This window comes from Terrimonas rubra (assembly GCF_042686025.1).
GTDB lineage: Bacteria > Bacteroidota > Bacteroidia > Chitinophagales > Chitinophagaceae > Terrimonas > Terrimonas rubra.
Genome location: NZ_JBHUOZ010000003.1, coordinates 1,742,631 through 1,768,404 on the forward strand (window position 1 = coordinate 1,742,631; position 25,774 = coordinate 1,768,404).

At 44.2% G+C, this 25,774-nt stretch carries 23 protein-coding genes; 12 read left to right on the plus strand and 11 right to left on the minus strand.

Annotation, left to right across the window (positions count from 1 at the left end; all coding sequences use genetic code 11):
• Positions 1-6: 6 nt before the first annotated feature.
• The 5 genes from ACFS6H_RS16545 to ACFS6H_RS16565 all read right to left on the minus strand — a co-directional run bounded on the left by ACFS6H_RS16545 (position 7) and on the right by ACFS6H_RS16565 (position 4,985).
• The gene (locus tag ACFS6H_RS16545; RefSeq protein ID WP_386101442.1) at positions 7-558 is read right to left on the minus strand and encodes an NUDIX domain-containing protein; all 552 of its coding nucleotides are present in this window, start codon (positions 556-558) and stop codon (positions 7-9) included.
• Positions 528-1,040 carry a hypothetical protein gene (locus ACFS6H_RS16550; protein ID WP_386101445.1) on the minus strand — a complete coding sequence of 171 codons (513 nt, stop codon included), beginning with the start codon at positions 1,038-1,040 and terminating at the stop codon, positions 528-530. The genes ACFS6H_RS16545 and ACFS6H_RS16550 overlap by 31 nt, the downstream gene beginning before the upstream one ends.
• Before the next feature lie 154 nt (positions 1,041-1,194).
• Positions 1,195-2,448 (minus strand): methionine adenosyltransferase, encoded by a 1,254-nt coding sequence (metK, locus tag ACFS6H_RS16555; RefSeq protein ID WP_386101448.1) that lies wholly within the window; start codon positions 2,446-2,448, stop codon positions 1,195-1,197.
• A gap of 99 nt (positions 2,449-2,547) precedes the next feature.
• Positions 2,548-4,104: a DUF4270 family protein gene (locus tag ACFS6H_RS16560; RefSeq protein WP_386101451.1), complete on the minus strand. Its 1,557-nt coding sequence runs from the start codon at positions 4,102-4,104 to the stop codon at positions 2,548-2,550.
• Positions 4,105-4,172: 68 nt separating this feature from the next.
• Positions 4,173-4,985, minus strand: coding sequence for a glycogen/starch synthase (locus ACFS6H_RS16565; RefSeq protein ID WP_386101454.1), 813 nt, complete (start codon positions 4,983-4,985; stop codon positions 4,173-4,175).
• A gap of 101 nt (positions 4,986-5,086) precedes the next feature.
• Here ACFS6H_RS16565 and panC point away from each other — a divergent pair, with 101 nt between their 5' ends.
• The 3 genes from panC to ACFS6H_RS16580 all read left to right on the plus strand — a co-directional run bounded on the left by panC (position 5,087) and on the right by ACFS6H_RS16580 (position 7,822).
• A complete protein-coding gene (gene panC / locus ACFS6H_RS16570) occupies positions 5,087-5,938 on the plus strand; it encodes a pantoate--beta-alanine ligase (RefSeq protein ID WP_386101457.1) in 852 nt (283 codons plus the stop codon).
• A gap of 448 nt (positions 5,939-6,386) precedes the next feature.
• Positions 6,387-6,731 (plus strand): aspartate 1-decarboxylase, encoded by a 345-nt coding sequence (gene panD / locus ACFS6H_RS16575; protein ID WP_386101460.1) that lies wholly within the window; start codon positions 6,387-6,389, stop codon positions 6,729-6,731.
• 59 nt (positions 6,732-6,790) lie between these two features.
• Positions 6,791-7,822: a lysylphosphatidylglycerol synthase transmembrane domain-containing protein gene (locus ACFS6H_RS16580; RefSeq protein WP_386101463.1), complete on the plus strand. Its 1,032-nt coding sequence runs from the start codon at positions 6,791-6,793 to the stop codon at positions 7,820-7,822.
• A 28-nt stretch (positions 7,823-7,850) separates the two neighbouring features.
• Here the strand turns inward: ACFS6H_RS16580 and ACFS6H_RS16585 are convergent, their stop codons facing one another.
• The 6 genes from ACFS6H_RS16585 to pdhA all read right to left on the minus strand — a co-directional run bounded on the left by ACFS6H_RS16585 (position 7,851) and on the right by pdhA (position 12,602).
• Positions 7,851-8,738 (minus strand): hydroxymethylglutaryl-CoA lyase, encoded by an 888-nt coding sequence (locus tag ACFS6H_RS16585; protein WP_386101466.1) that lies wholly within the window; start codon positions 8,736-8,738, stop codon positions 7,851-7,853.
• 36 nt (positions 8,739-8,774) lie between these two features.
• Positions 8,775-9,185, minus strand: a complete 411-nt coding sequence (locus ACFS6H_RS16590) for an EVE domain-containing protein (protein WP_386101469.1) — start codon at positions 9,183-9,185, stop codon at positions 8,775-8,777.
• A 222-nt stretch (positions 9,186-9,407) separates the two neighbouring features.
• On the minus strand, positions 9,408-10,127 hold the full coding sequence (locus ACFS6H_RS16595; protein WP_386101472.1) for a (Fe-S)-binding protein: 720 nt from the start codon (positions 10,125-10,127) through the stop codon (positions 9,408-9,410).
• Between the two features lie 43 nt (positions 10,128-10,170).
• A complete protein-coding gene (gene ribH / locus ACFS6H_RS16600; RefSeq protein WP_386101475.1) occupies positions 10,171-10,665 on the minus strand; it encodes a 6,7-dimethyl-8-ribityllumazine synthase in 495 nt (164 codons plus the stop codon).
• Positions 10,666-10,859: 194 nt separating this feature from the next.
• On the minus strand, positions 10,860-11,552 hold the full coding sequence (locus ACFS6H_RS16605; protein WP_386101478.1) for a tetratricopeptide repeat protein: 693 nt from the start codon (positions 11,550-11,552) through the stop codon (positions 10,860-10,862).
• 48 nt (positions 11,553-11,600) lie between these two features.
• Positions 11,601-12,602 (minus strand): pyruvate dehydrogenase (acetyl-transferring) E1 component subunit alpha, encoded by a 1,002-nt coding sequence (gene pdhA / locus ACFS6H_RS16610; RefSeq protein ID WP_386101481.1) that lies wholly within the window; start codon positions 12,600-12,602, stop codon positions 11,601-11,603.
• Positions 12,603-13,009: 407 nt separating this feature from the next.
• On the opposite strand from pdhA, the gene ACFS6H_RS16615 reads away from it, so the two are divergent.
• The 9 genes from ACFS6H_RS16615 to ACFS6H_RS16655 all read left to right on the plus strand — a co-directional run bounded on the left by ACFS6H_RS16615 (position 13,010) and on the right by ACFS6H_RS16655 (position 25,716).
• Entirely contained in the window at positions 13,010-14,371 is a 1,362-nt protein-coding gene (locus ACFS6H_RS16615) for a pyridoxal-phosphate dependent enzyme (RefSeq protein WP_386101484.1), read from the plus strand.
• Positions 14,372-15,262: 891 nt separating this feature from the next.
• On the plus strand, positions 15,263-16,051 hold the full coding sequence (locus ACFS6H_RS16620; protein WP_386101487.1) for a helical backbone metal receptor: 789 nt from the start codon (positions 15,263-15,265) through the stop codon (positions 16,049-16,051).
• 61 nt (positions 16,052-16,112) lie between these two features.
• Positions 16,113-17,219, plus strand: coding sequence for a hypothetical protein (locus ACFS6H_RS16625; RefSeq protein WP_386101490.1), 1,107 nt, complete (start codon positions 16,113-16,115; stop codon positions 17,217-17,219).
• 282 nt (positions 17,220-17,501) lie between these two features.
• Positions 17,502-18,506: a ligase-associated DNA damage response exonuclease gene (locus ACFS6H_RS16630; protein WP_386101493.1), complete on the plus strand. Its 1,005-nt coding sequence runs from the start codon at positions 17,502-17,504 to the stop codon at positions 18,504-18,506.
• Positions 18,503-20,083: an ATP-dependent DNA ligase gene (locus ACFS6H_RS16635; protein WP_386101496.1), complete on the plus strand. Its 1,581-nt coding sequence runs from the start codon at positions 18,503-18,505 to the stop codon at positions 20,081-20,083. Before ACFS6H_RS16630 ends, ACFS6H_RS16635 begins: the two co-directional genes overlap by 4 nt.
• Position 20,084: 1 nt before the next feature.
• On the plus strand, positions 20,085-22,547 hold the full coding sequence (locus ACFS6H_RS16640) for a ligase-associated DNA damage response DEXH box helicase (RefSeq protein ID WP_386101499.1): 2,463 nt from the start codon (positions 20,085-20,087) through the stop codon (positions 22,545-22,547).
• A complete protein-coding gene (gene pdeM / locus ACFS6H_RS16645; RefSeq protein WP_386101502.1) occupies positions 22,544-23,188 on the plus strand; it encodes a ligase-associated DNA damage response endonuclease PdeM in 645 nt (214 codons plus the stop codon). The genes ACFS6H_RS16640 and pdeM overlap by 4 nt, the downstream gene beginning before the upstream one ends.
• 108 nt (positions 23,189-23,296) lie before the next feature.
• Positions 23,297-24,760: an alpha-amylase gene (locus ACFS6H_RS16650; RefSeq protein WP_386101505.1), complete on the plus strand. Its 1,464-nt coding sequence runs from the start codon at positions 23,297-23,299 to the stop codon at positions 24,758-24,760.
• 11 nt (positions 24,761-24,771) lie between these two features.
• Positions 24,772-25,716 carry a TIGR03885 family FMN-dependent LLM class oxidoreductase gene (locus ACFS6H_RS16655; protein ID WP_386101508.1) on the plus strand — a complete coding sequence of 315 codons (945 nt, stop codon included), beginning with the start codon at positions 24,772-24,774 and terminating at the stop codon, positions 25,714-25,716.
• Positions 25,717-25,774 lie beyond the last annotated feature (58 nt).

A 25,774-nucleotide genomic window follows, 5' to 3' on the forward strand; every position in this document is an offset into this window, starting at 1 on the left:
CTGGTATTAGTTTTTATCCAGCATTAACTTTACTTTCAGCACAGCCGCTACGGTTAATGCATCTTTTATGCGGCCATCCATCACCATTTCATATACCGTATTAAAAGGTAGCTTTTTTACCTGCAGTTGTTCCGTCTCTTCCGGCTCTGCATTGGCCTGCAGCAACTGTTTGGCCAGGTATATATAAGCCAGTTCATCGGTTACCGAGTTAGAAAGGTGCATCTGCATGATCTCTGTCCACTCCCCTGCTATTAAACCTGTTTCTTCCAGCAATTCCCTCTTGGCCGTATCCAGCGGATCGCTACCTTCCGGGCAGCCACCCTCGGGTATTTCCCAGCTATACTCGTCAATGGTAAACCGGTATTGCCCTACCAGGTAAACATTGCCCTCGGCATCAACAGGCACCACGGCAACAGCCAGGTTTTTAAAATGTACTTTGCCATAAATGCCTTTACCACCGGATGGATTAATAACATCGTACTCCGTTACATTGATCCACTTATTATCGTATACATTTTTTTCCCCGGTTATTTGCCAGGGGTTCTGCTCTTGTTCCATTTTGCAAAATTAAGTACCAGCGAGGTTAACAATACAATGATCAATATGCCTAAGAAGCCAAATTTAATAATGGAAGCATGACGGGCTATCCATATACTGGCCACACTGGGGCCACTGTTCAGCGACCATAACATACTCAGGTTTTCTATTACATCCAGCACACCGGCCGCAATACTTAATTTAATAAACCATTTACCGGCCTTGCCTTTAAACAAGGGACGTTCTTTTTTATGAAAGCTCAGGCTGGCCATATAAAAGAAAGCCGTGTAAAAGAAAATATATACAAAGTCCAGGGCTATATTAATATACCAGTCATTTTTAGCATTGGAAGCAATCACTTCCTCAACCCTGCTTACCGGGCGGTCAATTTCCAGGTTAACAATTCCCCATGGTGCGGTTTCATTCACCAGGCTACTCCCCTGCCATTGCATCACAATGGTCATAATGATGGCGGCAATAAAGGCAATTGTGAGTTTAGGCATGAGCGTTACGAAAGTTTAAAAGGTTAAAAAAGTTCAAGAGGTTCAAAGGTTAAGCATTCAGCTTTTTGCTTTTAGCGTTGAGCTTACCCAAACAAATGTAAAACAAAACACCCGCAATTGCTGCGGGTGCCTTGTATCGTTTACTACGATTGTATTATTTAATACCAAAAGCTTTTTTCACTTTTGATACATAGTCTAATTTTTCCCAGGTAAACAACTCCACTTTCTTCTTCACCACTTTACCGTCTGGAGAAGTAAATGTTTTTTCTACTACCTGCGATTTACGGCCCATATGCCCGTAAGCAGCCGTTTCGCTGTAAATAGGTGTACGTAATTTTAAACGCTGCTCAATAAAGTAAGGACGCATATCAAAAATGCCTTCCACTATTTTACCAATCTGTCCGTCGGTTAATTCTACATTAGCCGTACCGAAAGTTTTTACGTTAATGCTGGTTGGTTTAGCTACACCAATAGCGTAAGAAACCTGTACCAGTACTTCGCTTGCAACACCGGCTGCTACTAAGTTTTTGGCAATATGGCGGGTTGCATAAGCAGCAGAACGGTCAACTTTTGAAGGGTCTTTACCACTGAAAGCACCACCACCGTGTGCACCTTTACCACCATAGGTATCAACAATAATTTTACGGCCGGTTAAGCCGGTATCGCCGTGCGGACCACCAATTACAAATTTACCGGTTGGGTTAATATGGTATTTAATGTCGTTGTTAAATAACTTGGCGTATTTTTTATATTTCGATTTTACGCGTGGGATCAGGATCTTAACGATATCGTCTTTGATCTTGGCTAACATCTTGGCTTCGGTATCAAAGTCATCGTGCTGGGTAGAGATCACGATCGCGTCGATACGTACCGGTTTGTTATTATCATCATACTCTAAAGTCACCTGGCTTTTGGCATCGGGACGTAAGTATTTAATTTGTTTGTTCTCGCGGCGTAAAGCAGCCAGTTCAATTAATAATTTATGCGACAGGTCCAAAGCCAAAGGCATGTAATCCTCGGTTTCATCAGTAGCATAACCAAACATCATACCCTGGTCGCCTGCACCCTGCTCTTCTTTCTTCTTACGGTCAACACCCTGGTTAATATCAGCCGATTGTTCGTGAATGGCTGATAAGATACCGCATGAGTTAGCTTCAAACATATACTCACTTTTGGTATAACCAATTTTACGGATCACACCACGGGCAATTTCCTGAACGTCTAAATAAGCTTTGGATTTAACCTCACCTGCCAATACCACCTGACCGGTAGTAACCAGTGTTTCGCAGGCAACTTTCGACTGGGCGTCAAAAGCTAAAAAGTTATCAATTAAAGCATCCGAAATCTGGTCCGCAACTTTATCAGGATGTCCCTCTGAAACACTTTCTGAAGTAAACAAGTAAGGCATAAATTTATTTTGTTTTGATTTGATGGGTTTAGTATATAAAATTAATAGGGTGCAAATATAGCACCCTATTTGTAAATGTCTAAATATTCGTTCAAGTATCTATATTTTAGAATAAACGATCCGTAAGCGCATCCGGCGCGGGTTAGCGTTAGGTAAAGCACCGTTGCCGCCACCATATACTTTCACCCGCCCGATGGTAGATATAACCGGGCTGATGGTTTGTATATTGGCCGTTACATCGCTTTGTACTGAAGGTATACCGTATTGCAGGCGTACAAAAGTAGGACTGTATAACCTGAAGTCGTAAACCGGCAGCCTGCCCGTAACCACATGTTGTACATAACGGGTAAGGTTAAACTTCCAGGTCTTGATATTCTGGCCGGCATCATTTAAACTGTTACCGGGGAATGAACCAAAGGTTGTATAATCAAAAGCACCTGTGCTACCCGCCAGTAAGGCATAAGGTATGGTACGGAATTTTGATATGGATGGGTCCCAGGCATCCAGCATCATGGATGGCGGTGCATAGAACAGCGAATCGGTAATGCCGCCATAGTTCTGCTCCACGATCAGTTGTGCCAGGTGTACTACCCTGTTATTTAAACCAGCCAGCCCTGGTACCGATACTTTGGCAAAGGTTCCGGGAGTGTTCTGGATAAAAATATCATTATCGGGTACATTGTCCCCTGCAGTGGCATACCATGGGGTACTGTTATAATCACGCTGTATATAGTTGGCGCTGGCACTTAAAGCGGTTGAAAAGGTAAAGTACGTAACCGTAGTGTCCCAGTCAGCCTGTGGCCTGTTATTACCTTTATCTTTATAATAGATGGCCAGTTTGGTATTGGCACCGGTAAGGCTGAAGCCTACTACCGAGTTACCACCGGTGGCTTCCAGGGCAAAACCTTTAAAGTTGCTGTTAAAGGCGGAGTCACTGGAATAAGCATTAATACGTCCGTTAACCGTGGAAGAGTCATAATCCAGTAAACGGCGGCCAAAAGCATTATCCAGTTTAATACGCAACTGTTTTGCAGTGGTATCCTTAAATACCTTCACCGAATCGTTTAAACGGTAAGGTATAAAACTGGTCTGCCCCAGGGGCATGCCCGGGTTTTGGTAGGTAATGCTGTTTTGCCTGTATTTATAAGCGGTATCGTAAGAGTATTTTTCCCAAACCCCATTTACAAATACCGAGTCAATAGCCGATTTTTTAAAGGAACTGTTCTGTGCAATTTCATATACACGCACATTTTGCGGCTGTACAGTATCGCCATAGGTATTTACATAACTTAATACCAGTACGATGGAATCCAGCTCCAGGCTGTCAGGCCTGTTTAAAAAAGCATGTTTATAGGCAACAGGCTTTAACTGCAAAAACATGCGGGCATCTGTTTTACCAAACAGCGGGTCGTTGGTGATCTGGCCTAAGTATTGTACATCGGTATAAGAGGATGTACTGCTATCGTTGATATTGGTAAATACGTCGTTGTAGGCCAATACATCCAAAGTGGTATCAAATGTATTTACATTGTCTACCACCGGTATAAGGTCGCCCCCGATGGTGGTAGCTTCGTTGATTTTTTTACAGGAGAAAAAGAATGTAATTGAACTTGCCAGGACAAATACAAAAATTGCTGCAATGTTTTTGTGCTTCACAAAGAAATTGTTAAATGGGTTTTGTTTTAAGCGTTGCCACCAGGAAAAACCTGCCGATCTCCGGATAATCAGCTTGCAAGGTCGTTATACAGTTGCAAATAGTCTGTTAAATCAGACTCCTCGTTATACAGTAAGGTTTTCTTGCCTTTTACCTTGGTAAACTCGGTCAATAATTTCTTATCTACCTTTTCGGCCCCAAAAGTAATGGCGTCGGCATAAGTTGCCCCACCGCGGAACATGGCTACATTATTGGCTTCCTTGAAAGGCTCCAGGTCTTTTTCCTTTAATGAATCATGTATGAGCGCTTTTCTGATAAAATCGCTGCCCAGCTTTTCTTTAAAAGTGCTCTGACCAATAGTGTATACAATTTTGCTATGTGCAAATACGGGCTCTTTTTTGTAGATGGTCTTTAAATAAGCGGGTATTAAACCGGTCATCCAGCCGCTGCAGTGTACCACATCCGGCGGCCATCCAAATTTTTTAACGGTTTCCAGGGCGCCACGGCAAAAGAACACGGTTCTTAAGTCATTGTCATCAAACCATTTATCCTCTTCATCGTGAAAAACAAATTTACGTTTAAACAACTCCTCGTTATCTAAAAAATAAACCTGTAATCTTGCACTGGGTAATGATGCTACCTTAATTTGTAAGGGCATGTCATCATTATCAATATTTACATTAATACCGGAAAGCCTAACTACCTCGTGTAAACGGTGGCGACGTTCGTTAATGCTGCCAAAACGGGGCATAATACAACGTACTTCGTATCCGGTATCATTTGCTTTTATTGCCAGTTTGTTCACCAACTCTGAAAACTCGGTCAACTCCAGGTAGGGCGACATTTCATTGGCAATAAATAAAATTCTTTTCTTTGCAGACATGCGTTCCGTTTAAGTTGTACTTTTTATAAAAGGTTTGCAAAGTTACTATTTTATATTGAAAAACGATTTTAAGTATTACCAGTACTCACAACCAGCATTTTATGATTGTTTTTAAAAAGATCGCCTCCCTGCAGCAACACCTGCAGCGTATACAGCAAAACGGTGGTTCGGTAGGTTTTGTGCCTACCATGGGCGCCCTGCACCAGGGACATATACAATTAACGGAAAGATCCATTGCTGAAGGCCAGTTTACGGTGTGCAGCATTTTTGTGAATCCTACCCAGTTTAACGATAAGGACGATTTTGCCAAATACCCCATTACTGTTGAAAACGATATTGTTCAACTGGAGGCGGCAGGCGTGCAGGCTTTATTCCTTCCTTCGGTAGAGGAGATCTACCCCAACGGCACTGCCCTGCCGGAGAATGCCTACCCCCTGGGGTTCCTGGACCAGGTTTTTGAAGCAGCCCACCGGCCCGGGCATTTCCAGGGTGTATGCCAGGTGGTACACCGCCTGCTGGATATTGTACAACCCGATAAATTATATATGGGTCAGAAAGACTACCAGCAATGTATGGTCATCAGGAAGTTGCTGGACTTGACCGGACTGGATACCCGTACCGAACTGATCATCTGCCCCACCATGCGGGAAACCGATGGCCTGGCCATGAGCAGCCGTAACCGTCGTTTACCCGAAACCGACCGACAGGTGGCCCCTACCATATATGAGTTACTTCAGTATGCACGGGAAAAAGCGGGCGAACTGCCACTGCCCGAAATTGAGGAATATGCCCTGGCCCAACTGACCGCCGCCGGCTTTAAACCTGACTATTTTGCCTTTGCCCGGGCCAGTGACCTGCAGCCGGTGGGCCGGTACGAAAACGATACAAAACTGATAGTTGTAGTAGCTGCTTTTTTAGGACAGGTACGATTAATTGATAATATTTTATTATAATAAAAATTTATAAATAATTATAAATTAATGTATTAAATAATATTATTAAAATTATAATTACATTCAACTAATCACCTTAATAATAATTTTTAGTAAACAAATTATCATAAATATATGATAATCATTATTTAATAATTAAACTAATACTTCATTTATCATTCCAGACTCAAAAAATTTACTATTAAATAAATATTAAACAATTCAATATTAAATACTTACAAAATTTATATACAATAAAATATAAACATATAAATTCTACAACTCGTCCTGTTACTCCCTCTCAATTACTGCCAACTTTTAGTTCCGGCAATTGTTATTTATACATGTCTTTTGTACCGGCTCCGGAACCATCCTTTAAAGTGAAGCCCGTACACATAGACGGCCGGTTTTAATAATTAATGCCGGTTTAAAAAAACCGTAACATACAAACCCATAACTTTGCGGCGCAATGGAAATAGAAGTTTTAAAATCGAAGATTCACCGCGTAACGATCACGGAAGCCAACCTGAACTATGTTGGCAGTATTACTATTGATGAGGACCTGATGGATGCGGCCAATTTAATTGAGAACGAGAAAGTACAGGTGGTAAACGTGAACAACGGTGAACGTATAGAAACTTATGTTATTAAAGGTAAACGCAACTCCGGCGTTATCTGTCTTAACGGCCCTGCCGCCCGTAAGGGAATGGCCGGCGACGTGGTAGTGATCATCTCCTATGCCCAGATGGATTTTGAGGCGGCCAAGAGCTTTAAACCCTGGGTAATATTCCCCAACGACGGCAATAAATTATAATCTGCTTTTAATGCAGGGATGCTTTTTAGTTTGTGGCTAAGTGTTTACTTTAGCGTATCATGAAGTTAAAGCCCGGCATTATCCTGCAATATATTTTCTTCCTGGCCCTCGGGCTTTTCCTGGTGTGGTGGTCAGTAAAAGATATTGATGCCGAAAAATGGGCCGAGATCAAACATGCCTTACAGGAAGCCAGGATCTTCCTGATCATCCCGGTTTTTGGTATTCTCCTTTTATCACATTATGCCCGTGCCCTGCGCTGGCGCCTGCTGATGGAGCCGATGGGCTACCATACCAGCAAACGTAATACCTTTTTTGCCGTAATGGTCGGCTACCTGGCCAACACCGCCGTACCCCGCCTGGGCGAGGTTTTAAAGTGTACCATTTTAGCCCGATATGAAAAAGTACCAGCCGATAAATTAGTTGGTACCATTGTACAGGAAAGACTGATCGATGCTTTTTGTTTTGCCGCTGTATTACTAATCACCCTGGCCGTACAGCCCGACCTTTATTCCCGTTTTATTGATACCTGGTTTTACAGCAACAGTGGTGCGCCAACCACCGGCTCCTCCAACAGTAAGTTTTTAATTCCTCTTATTGGCCTGGCTATTATAGCCCTGGTAATGGGTTTATGGATGGTCATAAAAAAGAAATCATTTGCCGACCTGGCTGCTGCTTTAAAATCATTGGTATTTAGAGTATGGCAGGGGCTCACCACCATCCGCCATATGAAAAAGCGTAAGAGTTTTGTATTGCTCACCCTGGTTATCTGGGCCGGCTACCTGGGCAGCGGTTATATAGGCTTTTTAGCCCTGCAGGAAACCAGTCATTTCGGCTTTAAGGAAAGTCTTACCGTATTATCGGCGGGCACCATCGGCATGATCGTTCCTACCCCCGGTGGCATTGGCGCTTATGCTTATTTTATTGAGAGTACCATGATGGTGTATGGCCTGCCGCAAAGTATTGCCACAGCCTTTGGCTGGCTGTTATGGTTATCGCAAACCATTATTGTATTGATCGCTGGTTGCATCAGTGTGATACTGTTACCGGTATTCAACAAGCAGCCTAAAAAAATTACTGTTATAGCTGATTAATAATTATTTATAAATACTACTTAAAGTATTATAATAAGGATGTGGGGAATATTTTACCCGCAAGCTGCAGGCTTTTGGTGAGTGCTTCCTGGTTCAGGGGCAGCTCCATATTGTGCTTTACAAAGTAGTCGATCATCCACTCGGTATTCATGTTTCCTACCAGTTCATCATCGGCCATAGGGCATCCGCCAATACCTTTCAGGGCCCCATCAAAACGTTTGCAACCGGCATTTACGGCAGCCTCCAGTTTAGCCTGCCAGTTCTGCGGAGTAGAATGCAGGTGTACCCCAATGGTAGTATCGGGTAAGGATTGTACCAGGTAGTCCGTTACATCAAATACCTGTTGCGGCGTGGCCACCCCTACTGTATCGGCCAGGGAGATGATCTCCACATCAAGTGCAATGATCTTGTTCACCCATTCAAAAACCAGCTCTTCCGAATACGGATCGCCATAAGGATTGCCAAAACCCATGGATATATAAATGACCAGTTTCTTGTTGTTCTTAATACATAGATCCTGGATATCAGCTACCCTTTCCAGCGAAGTCTGTATGTCGGAATTGGTATTCCGCATCTGGAAGGTTTCGGAAATAGAGAAAGGAAAACCCAGGTAACTGATCTCATCAAATACCACCGCCTCCTCAGCACCCCGCTGGTTGGCAATGATGGCTAATAATTTTGTGTCGGTTTTCGACAGGTCAAGGTGCGGGATGAGTTTTGCCGTATCGGCCATTTGGGGAATGGCTTTGGGTGATACAAAACTGCCGAAGTCGAGGGTGTGAAAGCCTACCTGCAATAAACTGTTCAGATAAGCAATTTTCTGTTCGGTAGGAATAAAGGTCTTCCAGCCCTGCATGGCATCGCGGGGACATTCAACCAATTGTAAGGTATTTTTTACAGCTGATCCGGTTTCCATACGTCCGATTTTGTACTATCTATAACAAACTAATCCTTATTTGGTTTCGCTCATCTCCATCACAATATCCCATTCCTCGTCGGTTACGGGTTGTACCGATAAGCGGCCTAAACGTACCAGGGCCATATTGGCCAGGCGTTCATCGGCTTTTATCTGGGCCAGGGTAACCGGTTTTTTCAGTTTTTTGTGCGGGGCAAAGTCCACAGCCGACCAGGTTTCTTCCGGTGTGGTTGGATCCTGGTAAGCTTCTTTCACCACTTTGGCAATACCCACTATCTCTACCCCTTCATTACTGTGATAAAAAAATGCCAGGTCGCCTTTTTTCATGGCACGCAGGTTATTACGGGCAGCATAATTACGTACACCGTCCCAGAATGTTTTTTTATCTTTTACCAGCTGGTCCCAACTGTATTTAAAGGGTTCCGATTTTATTAACCAATAAGCCATGAGAGAGTTAATATTTAATACTGTCTTATTTAATATTTATAGGCGTGTGCTATAATAAATGAAGATAAAAGAAAATTTGCGAATGTACTGATGTGCTGATCTTTTTTAGAAATACCGATTATGGATTATACAAGTAATAAATGATCATTCATTTCCGCAGGAAAGTTTAAGAGGCGCTTTTTCATTAGCTAATTATCAAATTACCAAATTATCTAATTAGCTCTACCATCCGCTTGCCAGTACATCAGCAATATGCATGGTTTTTATATCCAGTCCCTTATTTTTCATTACTCCATCAATATGCATGAGACAGGAGAGATCGGTGGAAATAAGGTATTGTGCACCGGTTGCCTGGGCATTATCGGCTTTCTGATCGCCCATGGCCACTGAAATGGGTTCAAATTTTACGGCAAAAGTACCACCAAAGCCACAGCAGGTTTCTACATCGTTCATCTCGGCCAGCTCCAATCCTTTTACGTTGGCCAGTAATTTGCGCGGCTCTTCTTTTATTTTACACTCCCGCAAACCGGCACAGCTATCGTGGTAAGTTGCGAGGCCGGGCAGGCTGGCGCCCAGGTTTTCGATCTTCAATACATTCACCAGGAATTCGGAGAACTCGAACAATCTTTCGCCCAGTTTTTTTACCTCGTTATGCTGGGAGGAATTATCAAAAATCTTGGTATAATAGTTCCGTACAAAGCCTACGCAGCTGGCGCTGGGGGCTACAATATAATCGCTGCCTTCAAAGTCTTTTACAAATTTGGCGCATACCTGTTTCGATTCTTCCCGGAAGCCCGCATTAAAAGCAGGCTGGCCGCAACAGGTCTGGTTGGTGTTATAGCTAACCGTACAACCCGCCTTCTCCAGCACTTTTACCATATTAAAGGCTGTAGAGGGATAAAGCTGGTCAACAAAACAGGGTATGAATAATTGTACGTTCAAATTAAAAAAAGTAAAATTAAAAAGTAAGAACCGGTATGGCTTATTAGTCTAAAGATACATTCAGCCCGATCATTTTTAAGGCAGTAATAGCGGCTTCCTCGCCTTTATGACCATGTTTACCCCCTATCCGCTCCAGGGCCTGCTGTTCATTATCTACCGTAAGTACCCCAAAAATAACAGGTACCGGTAAAGTAAGGTTTAGGTTTACCACCCCGTCGGTAACGGCTTTACATACATAATCAAAGTGAGGCGTATCGCCACGGATAACCGTGCCGATTGCAATAAAAGCATCGGGCCGCTGACCCAGGCCGGCGTTATCCCATATTTTTTTAATGGCAAAGGGCAGTTCAAAACTACCGGGCACCACTTTGGTAATAATATTGTCAATGCCGTTGGCGGCAAAAACACGTCGGGCGCCATTTTCCATCTCGTCAACAATGGTGGCATTCCATTCGGTTTTTACCAAAACAACACAGGCATCCTTTTTCAGAATGCCTGTATTAAGTTGTAATAGGTTACTATTGTTTACATCTGCCATAACAGATCATTAGGTAATTTGGTAATTAGATAATTTGCTAATTAACTTCCTGCCTGACAAAGCGTACACTGTGCCTCAACAATTACGATACACCCGGGAGAATACTGACCATTGCCGAATAGCATTGATACAGTACAAGAGTGCGACGCAAGGAACGGTGATAGGAGTACTACAGCCGGTAAACTAAAAAAAAATTAGTTTGCGTTGTACTCGCCTAACTGCGCCAGGTATTTATCTACCTCAAAACCCTGCTGGGTCATGGGGTATTTTTCCTTTAACTCTTTATACAGTTTAATAGCCTGGTCAGGTTTGTTTAAAATATGCTGGGCCAGGTAAGCTGCACTGAATAAAGCTTCGGCAGAAGCCTGTTTGTCCGCTTCAAAATGATGTGCCGCCTTGGTATAATAGTCCAGGGCTTCGCTGCCTTTACCCAGGTCGCCATAAGCATCGCCTAATAATTTATAAGCGCGGGCCTGTATTTGTTTAGCGTCTGAACTGAATTTTTTAAGGTAGGTTACCGCCTTTTCGTTATCGTCCAGTTTAATATAACAGCTGCCGGCATAAAAATTGGCCATATTAGCCGCATCGGTACCGCTGTATTTAGAGATAATTTTTAAAAATCCCAGGTTCTGGCCATCGCCGTTCAGGGCAAGGTTAATAGAGTCCTGGCGGAAATAATCCTCGGCTTTGAACAGTTTGTCCATTGCTTCGGCCTCTTTCGGCTTTTTAAAGTAGTGGTTGTACACAAACCAGCCACCGCCTAAAACGATCACCAGTAAAAGAGCAATTGAGATTACTTTTGCATTACGCTGCCAAAAATCTTTGGCCTTTATGATTACATCATCACCACCGGTTGCTTCCTGCACCACCTGTTTCTTGTCTGCCATTGTTAGTTTAAATTAATGTTGGAATGATTGCTTGTTGTTGTTTTGGTTTTAGTCAACGATGAACGGATAGTTCTGGTCCACATATACATCTTTTAAAACTTCGTCGTCGTTTGGCCATGGGCTTTCTTCGGCAAATTTCACCGATTGGGCCACCACAGCGTCAATCCTGTCGTCGATAGCTTTAAGGTCTGCTTCTGTAGCAAAGTTCTCCTGTAAAATAGTTGCTTTTACCAGAGAAATAGGGTCACGGTCTTTGTACTCGTCCACCTCTTCTTTGGTACGGTATTTTTGCGGATCACTGATAGAGTGACCTTTATAACGGTATGTTTTAATTTCCAGTAAAGTAGGTCCGTTGCCTTCACGGGCTCTTTTTACCGCGCGGCTCACGCCTTCATGTACGGTTTCGGAGCTCATACCGTCCAGTTGATCGGCAGGCATTTCGTAAGCGTCGGCCAGTTTATAAATATCAATTACGTTAGAAGTACGTTCAATGGAAGTACCCATAGCGTAGTTATTATTCTCGCAAATAAAGATAACCGGCAGTTTCCATAACATGGCCAGGTTAAAGGTTTCGTGCAAAATACCCTGGCGGGCAGCACCATCGCCAAAAAAGCAAAGTACCACATTATCCGTACCACGGTATTTTTCAGCAAAAGCCAGGCCGGCACCGGTACCAATTTGTGCACCTACAATACCATGGCCTCCGTAAAAGTTTTCTTTTTTACCAAAAAAGTGCATACTGCCACCCTTGCCTTTTGCACAACCGGTAGCCTTACCATATAACTCGGCCATACAGCTGTCGGCCGACATTCCTTTGGCCAAAGCCAGTCCGTGGTCACGGTAAGCGGTAATAAACAGGTCTTCGGCACGTGTTGCAGTCATACATCCGGCAGCAATGGCTTCCTGCCCTACATAGGCGTGGAAAAAACCACGGATCTTACCATCCATTTTGTATTTCTCTTCTGCTGTCAACTCAAACTGGCGAATCAATTGCATTAACTCGTACCAGTACAAATAAGTCTCTTTTGAAAATTTAGTAGCCACCGGCATTAATTTTTTTGAGGGTTTATACCTTTTAAACGGGAAGCAAAAATAAGGGAAACAATGCAAATTAAACAGTGGATTTTCTATGGCCGTCATTTACTGTCAGCCGGGGTGTTTTTCAGGTAGTTACCGACGTCCGGTTCCCTGGTTAATCTGCTCTTGCGACGCTCCGTTGGACTGTGGTTCCCTGGTCGGCTTTTTTGTATGATCTCCCGGCAAGAACCGTATTTACTGTTAACTTAACATATCTGCTATATCATTAATTTTTACAACACGTATATTTGCAGCTTTACTGCCTGCCGTTATTACTGATATATTTACAGATGAACAGTTCAGCGAAGTAACTGTTACTCCATATATATTGTCTTGTTGTTGTAACGTCATACAGAACTGACGATTAAAATTTTCCTGATATGGATATTAAGAATAACATTTTAGAAACAATTGGTAACACCCCGTTAATACGTTTAAATAAAATAACCAGGGACCTGCCCTGCCAGGTAGTGGCCAAGGTGGATTATTTTAACCCCGGTAACAGCATTAAAGACCGTATGGCCCTGAAAATGCTGGAAGTGGCGGAAGCGGAAGGAAAATTAAAACCCGGCGGTACCATTATTGAGTGCACCAGTGGTAATACCGGCATGGGCCTGGCCCTGGCTGCCGTGGTAAAAGGCTACAAATGTATTTTTGTAACCACCGATAAACAGTCCAAAGAAAAAGCGGATATTTTAAAGGCCGTGGGCGCCGAGGTAATTGTATGCCCTGCCAATGTGGCTCCCGATGATCCTAAAAGTTATTACAGTGTGGCCAAAAGACTGGCTAAGGAAGTTCCCAACTCCTACCATTTTAACCAGTATGATAACCTGGCCAACCGCCTGGCACATTACGAAACCACGGGGCCTGAGATCTGGGAACAGACCGAAGGTAAGATAACCCACCTGGTTTGTACTGCCGGAACCGGTGGTACGGTGACCGGTACAGCGCAATTTTTAAAAGAAAAGAATAAGGATATACAAATCTGGGCCATAGATGTTTATGGATCCTTATTAACTAAATATTTTAATACGGGTGAAATAGACGAGAACGAAGTATACCCCTATATCAGTGAGGGTTTTGGCGAGGATTTTATCCCGGCCAATTATGATATGAGCGTGATAGATAAGTTTGAGCAGGTAACCGATAAGGACGGTGCAGTGATGGCCCGCAAGCTGGCCAAGGAGGAAGGGTTGTTCTGCGGTTATAGCGCCGGCAGTTGTATCCAGGGCCTGATGCAGTTAAAAGGCAGCCTGAAGCCGGACGACCTGGTAGTATGTATTTTCCATGATCATGGCAGCCGGTATGTAGGTAAAATATACAATGACCAGTGGATGATGGAACGCGGCTTTTTGGACGTAAAATCCTTCAAGGACATTGTAAACGGCCGCCCCAGCACGCAAAAACTGATCACCATTCACCCGCAGGACCCTGTTTCGAAAGCGGTGGAATTAATGAAAACCTACGATATTGAGCATATCCCGGTATTTGACAATGGCCAGGTAAGCGGCGCTATCAGTGAGAGCGGGCTGTTTCAGAAGGTATTTTCCAATGCCGATATCAAGAATGAAACGGTGGCTAAAGTAATGGAGCCGGCCTTCCCTATTGTTGATTTTTTAACCCCTGTAGAGAAGCTTAAAACATTGATCACCAAAGAAAACGGTGCTGTTTTAGGTAAGGACGATGCCGGCAATTATCATATTATTACCAAATATGATGTGATTCAGGCCCTGGGGAGTTGATGCGGTGTATAGATTATAGTAGTTAGACTTTAGTATTGAGAATAAAATAAAAGCGGCCATGGGCCGCTTTTATTTTATTGTTGTTGACTCCAATACCCCATCTGTGTTATTTTTTTTACCGGAACGGGTATAGAAATTGACTGAAATAATTGGGGCATGTACCGCAAATCCCGAAAAACCGGAACGGTAAAAACTGCAGTATTTACCGCTAATCCCCTGTTCGGGCAGGCCGTAAAGGGTTAAAAAGGCCTGTGCAAACGGTTGCATAAAGTGTTTTTCGTATAATTACTATATTAAATACCTGTAAATCCACATATGATAAAAGTCATTTTACGCACCTGTACAGCAAATACCGATGCTTAAAAATTAAGCAATAATGCTCTATATTTATTTGCACCGGCATACTACTTTTGTGGTAGAAGTTGATTGATCGCTGATCAATCTTTGTAAAATCCAATATAACGTGAATTAACCGTCCATCATCCTATTTTAAAATTTGTCCAAGTAAATCCTTTTAAAACCAATACAAAAATCCAGTATCAGTCAACTTCTTATTTTTTTGTTTTGTGTTTTGATGAAATGAGCCTCTTATAAAATCCGACTTCCCGAGAACCTGTACCCAATTATCCTTTTGCAATTCCACGAATTCAATCCTCTGAACCGACCCGTTTTTTAGAAACCAACCGTCCATTGGTAAGCCGCATTAAGTCCGCCAATCCATTGATAAAACTAGCATCCAAGTCTTTAAGACAAACCATATTTATCCAACATCACCGTGATCCAAAGATCCATGAAAAGAGTTTAATATCCGGAACCCTCCTGCCGAACGCTGTTTGGCAGGGGGCGCGGTGATTTTTAGCCCTATTGATACTTATTATTGTAATTTGCCGTATGATTCCGGTCACCGATCAGCTACAAAGGCAGGTACAACTATCCCAACCTCCCCAACGAATAATTTCCACGGTTCCTTCGCAAACCGAATTACTCTACAGCCTTGGCCTGGAACAACAGGTAACAGGTATTACCAAATTTTGTGTACATCCCCCGCACTGGAAAAAAACAAAGACCATTATCGGCGGCACTAAAAATTTACACCTGGATAAAATAAAGGCCCTGGCCCCCGACCTGGTTATAGCCAATAAAGAAGAGAACCTGGAAACGGAGATCAACGAACTGGCAAAAGACTTTCCCGTTTTTGTGAGCGATGTAACCAACCTGCCATCGGCCCTGGATATGATAGAAAGCGTCGGGAGGCTGACAGGTACGGCAGAAAAGGCAACAGCACTCATAGATACCATCACAACAGGTTTCAATAAAATGGACACAATCGTCCTGCCCAAACGTACCGCTTACCTGATCTGGCAGGAACCTTATATGACCGTTGGAGGTGATACTTTTATTCATGATATGTTGCAGCGTTGCGGTTGTATCAATGTATTTGCCAACAGCCTGCGCTACCCCCAAACCACTATTGCCGAACTGCAGTCATTAGAGGTGGAATTATTATTACTCTCCACCGAGCCCTACCCTTTTCAGCAAAAACATGTAAACGCTTTACAAACCCTGTTACCCGGAACCACCATTGCCCTGGTGGACGGGGAATATTTTAGCTGGTATGGCAGCCGCCTTTGTGCAGCGCCTGCCTACTTTACCCAATTACTTGCACAACTTAGCCGCTAATAGTATTACATTTGAGATACAGCAGTTTTACTTTTAATCTTCCTGTTGCTGTACTGATATTATGAGCTTTTTAGAGAATAAAAATAACCTGGAACTGCTGGAAAGTGACAAACCCTCACGCAAGAAAAAGTTGTATGCGGTTGGAGAAAAGTTACAGGCTTACCTGAAACACAATGGCCGCGAAGTAACCCTGCCTATTGCCCATAAAGACCTGCTGAATTTTACCTGGTCCATCCCCATTAAAGATAAAGACGGTAAGCCCACCCATTGGGAAAAAGCTATTTATGATACCCCTGAATGGAATTACCTGCGTGAAGGCCTGGTACATATTTATGCCATTTTAAAAACCGAGGGCGACCTTAGTTTTATTGACCAGCTGGATGTGGCCCGTATTGACTATTGTACTTTTGGTAACTCCCTGCCTTTCCGCATAAGGATCGTGAATAAGTTCAATGCCAACTACGACCATTATTATATTAAACTGAATGATGCTTCGCGTATTTACGGCCTGGAGCTGGAACATATTTTATCGCCTAACCGTATTACCTATTTTACCCACGGCAATACCCTGGTAGAGGAACATATACCGGGCCTGCCCGGCGACGTGTTTACCGAACATACCTTACATAAACCGGAGACCAATAAAACCAGGCTGGCAAAAGAGTTTGTCAAGTTTAATGAACGTTGTTTTGTACGCCTGCTGGGCGATATGCGCAGCTATAATTTTGTGATAGATATTACCCCCGATATAGAGGATTACCAGTACCGTATCCGCGCCATTGATTTTGACCAGCAGTGTTACGAAGGCCGTAAGAATATGTACCTGCCACAGTTTTTTAAAGAGAATTACCCCTTGGTACAAACCACCCTGTCACAGTTAAACAAGGAGTCCATTGAACAATACCAGGCCGAGGAAAAATCGGCCATGGCCTTCCGGGTAGCCAATTCCAGGTACCGGTTAATGGAACTGCTAAATATTATGGCAGTGGATGAAATAGCGCCGCCGGAAAAAGTGGAACAGCTGAAACATGAACTGAACGAGCATTTTAATACCAACATTTTTTCCCGTTGTAAAACCATGGGGCAGTTGTTAAAAGTACAACTGAAGAAAACATTAAGAGAGAATTTGCTGCTGATACAGGAGAAGACGAGGAGGTTGAAGAAGTAGAGGGGTTTAATTAATAATTAAGAATGAAGAATTAATAATTGTTTCCTTTGATCAGCGTTTCTGTCTTGTACCACAGAAATTATTATAAAGTAAGAGTATAGTATTACAGCGTTTTACAGCAGATGAGGAGCCACGGTTCGTGTCCCACGAACCATAAAATGATGTCACCTCGACGAAGGAGAGGTCTTATCCAATTGAGCATATGATTTAATTCGTGGACTTGGACCATTGGAGCCGGCTCTTTCAAACATTCGGTATAGCTTTTGCCTTGTATACAGTAATATGATCAGATTTACGCCGCATGGTATTTATTGTGTTCCGGGGAATTTTTATATAGATCCCTGGTTGCCGGTGGATATGGCCGTTATTACGCATGGTCATGCCGATCATGCCCGGCAGGGAATGCAAAAATACCTCTGCCACCAGGATACGGTGCCTGTTTTAAAAGCCAGGATCGGCGACGCCATTAACGTACAGGGAGTGGCGTACCATGAAACGATACATATAAATGGTGTACAAGTTTCCTTGCATCCCGCAGGTCATATTATTGGCTCGGCCCAGGTAAGGCTGGAATATGAGGGAAGGGTTACCGTAATTTCAGGAGATTATAAAGTACAGGATGATGGCATTACTCCGCCTTTTGAACTGGTAAAATGCCATGAGTTTGTATCAGAGAGTACTTTCGGCTTACCCATTTACAACTGGTTACCGGTTGCCGAACAAAATAAACAATTACAGGATTGGGTTTTACAAAAACAGGCCAATGGAAAGAACTCGGTACTGGTGGGTTATTCTTTAGGAAAAGCACAAAGAATTATGAAGGCGCTGGAAGGCGTTGGTACATTACATGTTCATTATTCCATTGGCAAACTGAACCAGGCATACGAAAGTGCCGGTGTCCGTTTACCCGCATACGAGGTAATTGACCTGAAGGAAAATATAAAACACCTGGATAAGGGCATCGTGATTGTTCCACCCTCTTTATCGGATGCTCCTTCCCTGCGCAAAATTCCCCATATAGCAACTGCTATCTGTTCGGGCTGGATGCAGGTACGTGGCGCCAGGCGCTGGCGTAGTGCCGATGCCGGCTTTGCCATCAGTGATCATGCGGACTGGACAGGGTTGATTGAGGTGATCAAAGCCACCGGTGCAGAGAAAGTATATATCACACATGGACAAACAGCTGTTTTTACCAAATACCTGAATGAAACAGGCATTCATGCCGAGGAAGTACAAACCGAATTTGGTTCGGAAGAGCCGGTAACTGACAACACGCTACCCGAATGAAAGTATTTGCCAATCTCATTAATGCCCTGGACAGTACCAACAAAACCGGTTTAAAGCTGGAGGCGATCGACCGTTTTTTGACGGAAGCGACCGACCAAGATAAATTATGGTTACTGGCCCTGTTCACCGGCAAGCGTCCCAAACGCAGTGTGAACACTACCCTTATGAAAACATGGGCCATGGAACTGGCCGGTATACCGGAATGGTTATTCCGTGAATCGTATGCATCGGTGGGCGATCTGGGCGAAACTATTGCACTGATACTGCCGCCACCCGCAACGCATACAGAACGAAGCCTGGCGGCATGGATGGACCTTATTCTTGCATTGAAGGATAAAACGGAGACAGAGAAGAAGGACTTTGTGCTGCAGGCATGGGACAGTTTACCCGCTACCGAAAGATTTATTTTTAATAAACTCTTAGGCGGCAGTTTTCGGCTGGGTATTTCTTCGCAATCACTGATCAATGCCCTTGCCAAACATTACCAGTTAGAAGCCAATGCCATTACCCATAGTGTTATGGGCGACTGGAAGATGGGAGAAGTATCATTTGACAAACTGGTACAGGGCGAATATACCGACACACAATTATCCAAGCCCTACCCTTTTTGCCTGGCCTATGCTTTGGAAAAAGACCTGGAAGAGCTGGGAGATATACAATCCTGGCAGGCCGAGTATAAATGGGATGGTATCAGGGGACAACTTATTAAACGGGACGGTGAAGTATTTATATGGTCAAGAGGGGAAGAGCTGGTGACGGAACAGTTCCCTGAAATAAAAAATACCCTGTTGCAATGGCCCGGTAATTTTGTACTGGATGGTGAGTTGCTGGTGTATAAAGACAAACAGGTACTTAATTTCAGCGAGTTGCAAAAACGACTGAACAGGAAAACCCTGTCGAAGAAGATGCTGGAAGAATTACCGGTAGCTTTGTTTGTATACGACCTGCCGGAATGGGAAGGCGAAGACTGGCGGGACAAAAGTTTAACGCAACGCAGGCAACAACTGGAAACACTGGTATTGAATAACCCATCCCCAAATATATTATTATCAACCGTTATTAATGCTACCAACTGGGATTACCTTAAAACGATCCGGGAAAATGCAAGGTCCGTCAATAGTGAAGGGTTAATGTTAAAACACAAGGACTCTCCTTACCATACCGGGCGAAAAAAAGGAGACTGGTGGAAATGGAAGATAGACCCGCTGACCATTGATGCGGTACTGATCTATGCACAAAAAGGCAGCGGTCGCCGAAGCGCTTACTACACCGATTATACCTTTGCCGTAAAACAGGGTGACCAACTGGTTACTATTGCCAAAGCTTATTCGGGCCTTACCGATAAAGAGATACAGGAGGTAAGCCGCTTTGTGCATAAAAACGCGGTAGAGAAGTTCGGGCCGGTGCGTACCGTAAAACCTGAACTGGTTTTTGAAATTGCCTTTGAAGGTATCGGGTTCAGCAGCCGGCATAAAGCCGGTGTGGCCTTAAGGTTCCCGAGAATTTTACGGTGGCGGAAAGATAAAACAGTAGCCGATATTGATGATATTGAGGATGTAAAAAAACTGATCCGTTGATTTGAAAAAAAAATTCCAACATACACCCGGTTATACTATTGTGGAGCAATGGATGTTATCCAAAGGATATAACCCCTTCAGCTTTCAGCAAAAAACATGGGAGCAATATGCCGCGGGTTACAGCGGTATGGTGGTGGCTCCTACGGGCTTTGGTAAGACCTTCTCCGTTTTCCTGGCGGTGTTGATAGATTTCATGAACCACAAGGAGGCTTATAAAACAGGACTGAAATTATTATGGATAACACCGCTGCGCTCGCTGGCCAAGGACCTGGGGCGTGCCATGCAGGAGGCTATTGAGGAAATAGGCCTGGACTGGACCGTGGAAGTACGTAACGGCGATACGGATCCTAAACAGAAAGCCCGGCAGAGTAAACAGATGCCCGATGTATTACTGGTAACGCCGGAGAGCTTACATCTTTTACTGGCACAGAAAGGCAGAGAACGCATCTTTACCCCTTTACGTTGTATTGCCGTGGATGAATGGCATGAACTGCTGGGATCAAAACGGGGTGTGATGGTAGAGCTGGCCCTCGCCTACCTGAAAGCGCAGCTACCTTCCCTACAAACCTGGGGCATTACCGCTACTATCGGCAACCTGGACGAAGCATTACAGGTATTGTTACCACAGCAGCAAAAGCGTATTAAGATCGTTGCCAAAGAAAAAAAGAAGATCGCTATTATACCCGTATTCCCCGAAGAAGTGGAAGTATTACCATGGGCCGGGCACCTGGGTGGCCGGCTGGTTGACCAGGTAGTGCCCATTATACTCAACAGCAAATCCACCATTGTATTTACCAATACCCGCGGCCAGAGTGAAGCCTGGTACCAGTTATTATTAGATGCTTACCCGGATTTTGCGGGGCAGATAGCCATACACCATAGTTCTATTGACAGCCAGTTACGTCAATGGATCGAAGAAGGGTTGAGCGAGGGAAAACTCAAAGCCGTGGTATCCACCTCCTCCCTTGACCTGGGTGTGGATTTTAAACCCGTGGATACGGTGATACAGGTAGGTTCGAGCAAGGGTGTTGCCCGTTTTATGCAGCGGGCCGGCCGTAGCGGTCACTCCCCTTTTGAAGTATCCAACATCTATGTAGTGCCTACGCATTCACTGGAGTTAATAGAAGTAGCGGCTTTAAAAGAAGCGGTGAAACAACAGGTGATCGAAGACCGTGAGCCGGTGGTCCAGACCTTTGATGTGCTGGTACAGTTCCTCATTACCATCGCACTTGGCGGTGGTTTTAAAGCAGCAGAACTGATGTCCGTTATACAGGGTACTTATGCTTTCCAGGAAATGAATGCTGATGAATGGCAATGGTGTATTGCCTTTATTACCGTGGGTGGCAGCATTGGAAAAAACTATGAAGAGTACCATAAAGTAGTGGAACAGGAAGATGGCTTACTGGTAGTGGAGAACCGGCGTATTGCCATGTTACACCGCATGAATGTGGGTGTGATTGTTAGTGATGCCATGTTGAAAGTAAAATTCATTTCCGGTGGGTATATTGGCATGATAGAAGAGTATTTTATCACCCGCCTGCAGCCCGGTAATAAATTTATACTGGCCGGTCGTGTACTGGAACTGGTACGCATGAAAGAGATGACCGTTTATGTACGTTCATCATCGGGCAAAGCAATTACACCGAGCTGGCTGGGCGGGCGCTTACCCTTAACTTCCCGGCTCAGTCATTTTTTGAGGGAGAAATTAGCTTTATCCAATAAACCCGGGTCAACAGAAAAAGAACTGAATTTTTTACACCCCTTATTTGCCCGCCAAAAAGAAGTATCCCATATACCGGCTACAGATGAGTTCCTGGTAGAGCTGATCCAGACCCGGGAAGGTTACCATTTATTCATGTATCCTTTTGAGGGAAGGCTGATCCATGAAGTGATGGCGGCACTCATGGCATTCCGTATCAGCCGGCTCTACCCTATCAGTTTTTCCATGGCCATGAATGATTATGGCTTTGAACTTTTTTCTGATACCGAAATAAAACTCACGGATGACCAGCTACAGGAGATACTAAGCCCGGATAACCTGATACAGGATGTGGTGAGCAGTATCAACTCAACAGAAATGGCTAAAAGAAAATTCCGGGACATAGCCGTGATCTCCGGCCTGGTGATACAACGTTTCCAGGGCGCACAGAAGAATAATAAATCCCTGCAGGCATCTTCGGGCATTATTTTTAAAGTACTGGAAGCACATGACCCGGATAATCTTTTATTAAGACAGGCTTATACCGAAGTATTCAACCAGCAACTGGAAGAGCAACGTTTGACAGCCGCTTTTCAGCGTATTCATCAAAGTAAAATCATCTTTACTTTTGCCAACGGCTTTACGCCCCTGAGCTTTCCGATAAAAGTGGACAGCCTGCGGCAATCATTATCCAGCGAAGACCTGGCCAGCCGTATTCAGAAATTACAGGAACGCAGCTTAAAACCGGCAAAGAAAAGAAGATGACCATCATTGAACAGTCCATTGCTTTTGGCAGGGAAACATTTATACTCACGAACCAGCGGGCTGTTTTCTGGCCGGCCCAAAGAGCCCTGCTCCTTTCTGACCTGCACCTGGGCAAAGCGGCGCATTTCAGGAAAAACGGCATTGCCCTGCCCACACAGGTAACGGTGCAGGACCTGCAAAGACTGAAAGCATTGATAGATCATTACGAACCAGCACAGGTAATAGTGGTAGGCGACCTTTTACATGCAGGCGCCAATACCGAACTCAGGTTGCTGAAAGAACTGATTCATCCATATACTACGACCAGGTTCATACTCATTAAAGGTAATCACGACCGTTTTCCCGATTATGCATTGCAGGATATGGGTATTCATCCTGTTCACCCCGCACTGCATATAGAGGGCATTGAGCTGGTGCACCAGGCTTCGGCGGATAACGGGTTATACATTACCGGCCATATTCATCCAGGCGTTAGTTTACAATTTCCGGATAAAAGAAGATTAAATCTCCCTTGTTACGTAGTTACCCCTAACCAACTTATACTACCTGCTTTTAGTTTATTTACAGGCCTGGATACCCGTTCCGTGGACAAAGCTGTTTATTATGCTTTTTACGAAGAAGGCATTTTTAAAATAGTATAACACCTTTATACTATAATAATCTTAGGCCGGCTGATATAAGGCATAAGTTTTGTTATCTTTCATCGCCCGGATCTTTTATCATCAATTGAACATTCCTCAACAAATTATATGAACAGGACTTTTTTCCAGTTTTTTCATTGGTACGCAGCAGAAGAGAACTTATGGCATTTTGCAAAAGATCAGTCACAACGTATGGCCGACCTGGGTATATCCAATGTATGGTTACCCCCGGCCTATAAATCCGCCAAAGGCACACACGAACCGGGTTACGCCGTGTACGACCTGTTTGACCTGGGCGAGTTTGACCAGCGGGGCAGTGTACGCACCAAATACGGCACAAAGGAAGATTACCTGGCCTGTATTGGCGCTTTTCATGATAAGAGTATTGGTATACTGGCCGATATTGTACTGAACCATAAAGTATTTGCCGATGAGGAAGAGGATGTACCCGTAAAAGAAGTGAATGAAGATAACCGGAATGAAATTATTTCGGAGGAACAGACTGTTAAAGCCTATACCCGTTTTACTTTTCCCGGCAGGCAGGGTAAATACTCCGGTTATATATGGGACTGGCACAGCTTTACCGGTATTAAAGTTGATGACAAGATCTATATCATCATGAATGAATATACCAATGGCACCTGGGATGATGTGATGGAAAAAAAGTTTGGCAATTATGATTTTTTACTGGGCTGTGATATTGAGTTCCGTAACCCGGCAGTGATAGAGGAATTAAAGCACTGGGGCAAATGGTATGTGGAAACAACCAATGTGAGCGGCTTCCGCCTGGATGCGGTGAAACATATTAACACCGGCTTCTTTCCCCAATGGTTAACGTATTTGAAAGAAACCTTTCAACGGGATTTTTTATGTGTAGGCGAATACTGGAAGGCCGACCTGGAACCTTTGTTGCAATATATTGATGCTACGCAGGGCATGATACAGTTATTTGATGTACCACTGCATTTTAATTTTTACAATGCATCGAGGGAAGGCGATGCTTATGACCTGCGGCAAATATTTGATCATACGCTGATACAACATAAACCGGAACTGGCCATCACTTTTGTGGACAACCATGATACACAGCCTTTGCAGGCACTGGAATCATGGGTTGACAATTGGTTCAAACCCCATGCCTATGCGTTGATACTATTAAGAGAACAGGGCATTCCCTGTGTATTTTTTACCGACCTGTACGGCGCCCATTATGAAGATGATAAAGACGGGCAGCATTTTGGTATTGACCTGGCTATTGTGGGCGAGCTGGAACCAATGATGTATACCCGGAAAACGGCTGCCTACGGTTTCCAACAGGACTATATTGACGATGCACATCTTATTGGCTGGACCCGTGCGGGCAACCAGGACCAGCCCGGCAGCGGCTGTGCCGTATTGCTTACCAATAAGGATGGCGGTGAAAAAAGAATGAGTATGGGTGAAGAAAATGCCGGTAAAACCATGTATGATCTTTTTGGCGACCCTGCCCATGAAATTACCTTAAACGAGGCCGGTGAAGCCGGTTTTACTGTAGCACCAGGTAAGGTAGCGGTATGGGTTTTTAAACAATAAACTGTATGGCCATGGCTTTGATCTGTTACCACGCGTCGCACGAACAATTTGCACCATCTCATTTATTACAACTGGTGCAACAGGCCGAGAAAGCCGGTTTTGATGGGATACATGCATCGGATCATTTTCATCCATGGAGTGAAAGGCAGGGTGAAAGCGGCTTTACCTTCAGCTGGATTGGCGCTGCCATGCAGGCCACCACCCTGCCCTTTAGCATGGTATGCGCACCCGGGCAAAGGCTGCACCCGGCCATCGTAGCGCAGGCGGCCGCTACCTTAAGTGAAATGTTCCCCGGCAGGTTTAATATGGAGCTGGGCAGTGGTGAAGCCATTAACGAAACCATTACCGGTGAAGGCTGGCCGGATAAGGAGCAACGGAATAAACGTTTATGGGAGAGTTACCAGGTGATCAAACAACTATTGAACGGCGAGGAAGTGAATATGGACAGTACCATACAGGTAAGCCATGCCAGGTTATATACCTTACCGGAACAGCAACCTGTTCTATTGGCGGCTGCCGTATCGGAAGAAACTGCAAAATGGGCCGGCAGCTGGGCCGATGGGCTGTTAACCACCGCAGGCTCCCTTGACGATGTAAAACATAAAATTGAAGCTTTCCGTAATAACGGGGGCAAGGGCAAACCCGTTTACCTGCAGTTCGGCTTTTCTTATGGACGTGATGAGACCGCAGCAGCAAAAGGTGCACATGACCAGTGGCGTTCGAACATACAACCTGCCGACAAACTGGAAGACTGGGAAGAAGTAAAACAGTTTGATGAAGCAGCCCAAACAACATCGGAAAAAGAAGTAACAGAAAATATTCCCGTATTTACCGGCATGCCCGCCTTACAGCAACAGTTACAGGAATACCTTACCCTGGATATTGACCGGCTGATACTGCACAATATTAACCGGCAGCAGGAAATATTTATACAGGATTACGGTGCGGCCCGTTAAACACCGGCTATGTTGCATAAAGCGTTGCCATTGAATTATGCTACCAGTAAAACCTCCG

Coding starts and splice junctions, on each gene's coding strand:
- ACFS6H_RS16545 (WP_386101442.1), bottom strand. CDS start 558: ATGGAACAAGAGCAGAACCCCTGGCAAATAACCGGGGAAAAAAATGTA.
- ACFS6H_RS16550 (WP_386101445.1), bottom strand. CDS start 1,040: ATGCCTAAACTCACAATTGCCTTTATTGCCGCCATCATTATGACCATT.
- metK (WP_386101448.1), bottom strand. CDS start 2,448: ATGCCTTACTTGTTTACTTCAGAAAGTGTTTCAGAGGGACATCCTGAT.
- ACFS6H_RS16565 (WP_386101454.1), bottom strand. CDS start 4,985: ATGTCTGCAAAGAAAAGAATTTTATTTATTGCCAATGAAATGTCGCCC.
- panC (WP_386101457.1), top strand. CDS start 5,087: ATGATTGTTTTTAAAAAGATCGCCTCCCTGCAGCAACACCTGCAGCGT.
- panD (WP_386101460.1), top strand. CDS start 6,387: ATGGAAATAGAAGTTTTAAAATCGAAGATTCACCGCGTAACGATCACG.
- ACFS6H_RS16580 (WP_386101463.1), top strand. CDS start 6,791: ATGAAGTTAAAGCCCGGCATTATCCTGCAATATATTTTCTTCCTGGCC.
- ACFS6H_RS16585 (WP_386101466.1), bottom strand. CDS start 8,738: ATGGAAACCGGATCAGCTGTAAAAAATACCTTACAATTGGTTGAATGT.
- ACFS6H_RS16590 (WP_386101469.1), bottom strand. CDS start 9,185: ATGGCTTATTGGTTAATAAAATCGGAACCCTTTAAATACAGTTGGGAC.
- ribH (WP_386101475.1), bottom strand. CDS start 10,665: ATGGCAGATGTAAACAATAGTAACCTATTACAACTTAATACAGGCATT.
- ACFS6H_RS16605 (WP_386101478.1), bottom strand. CDS start 11,552: ATGGCAGACAAGAAACAGGTGGTGCAGGAAGCAACCGGTGGTGATGAT.
- pdhA (WP_386101481.1), bottom strand. CDS start 12,602: ATGCCGGTGGCTACTAAATTTTCAAAAGAGACTTATTTGTACTGGTAC.
- ACFS6H_RS16615 (WP_386101484.1), top strand. CDS start 13,010: ATGGATATTAAGAATAACATTTTAGAAACAATTGGTAACACCCCGTTA.
- ACFS6H_RS16620 (WP_386101487.1), top strand. CDS start 15,263: ATGATTCCGGTCACCGATCAGCTACAAAGGCAGGTACAACTATCCCAA.
- ACFS6H_RS16625 (WP_386101490.1), top strand. CDS start 16,113: ATGAGCTTTTTAGAGAATAAAAATAACCTGGAACTGCTGGAAAGTGAC.
- ACFS6H_RS16630 (WP_386101493.1), top strand. CDS start 17,502: ATGATCAGATTTACGCCGCATGGTATTTATTGTGTTCCGGGGAATTTT.
- ACFS6H_RS16635 (WP_386101496.1), top strand. CDS start 18,503: ATGAAAGTATTTGCCAATCTCATTAATGCCCTGGACAGTACCAACAAA.
- pdeM (WP_386101502.1), top strand. CDS start 22,544: ATGACCATCATTGAACAGTCCATTGCTTTTGGCAGGGAAACATTTATA.
- ACFS6H_RS16650 (WP_386101505.1), top strand. CDS start 23,297: ATGAACAGGACTTTTTTCCAGTTTTTTCATTGGTACGCAGCAGAAGAG.
- ACFS6H_RS16655 (WP_386101508.1), top strand. CDS start 24,772: ATGGCTTTGATCTGTTACCACGCGTCGCACGAACAATTTGCACCATCT.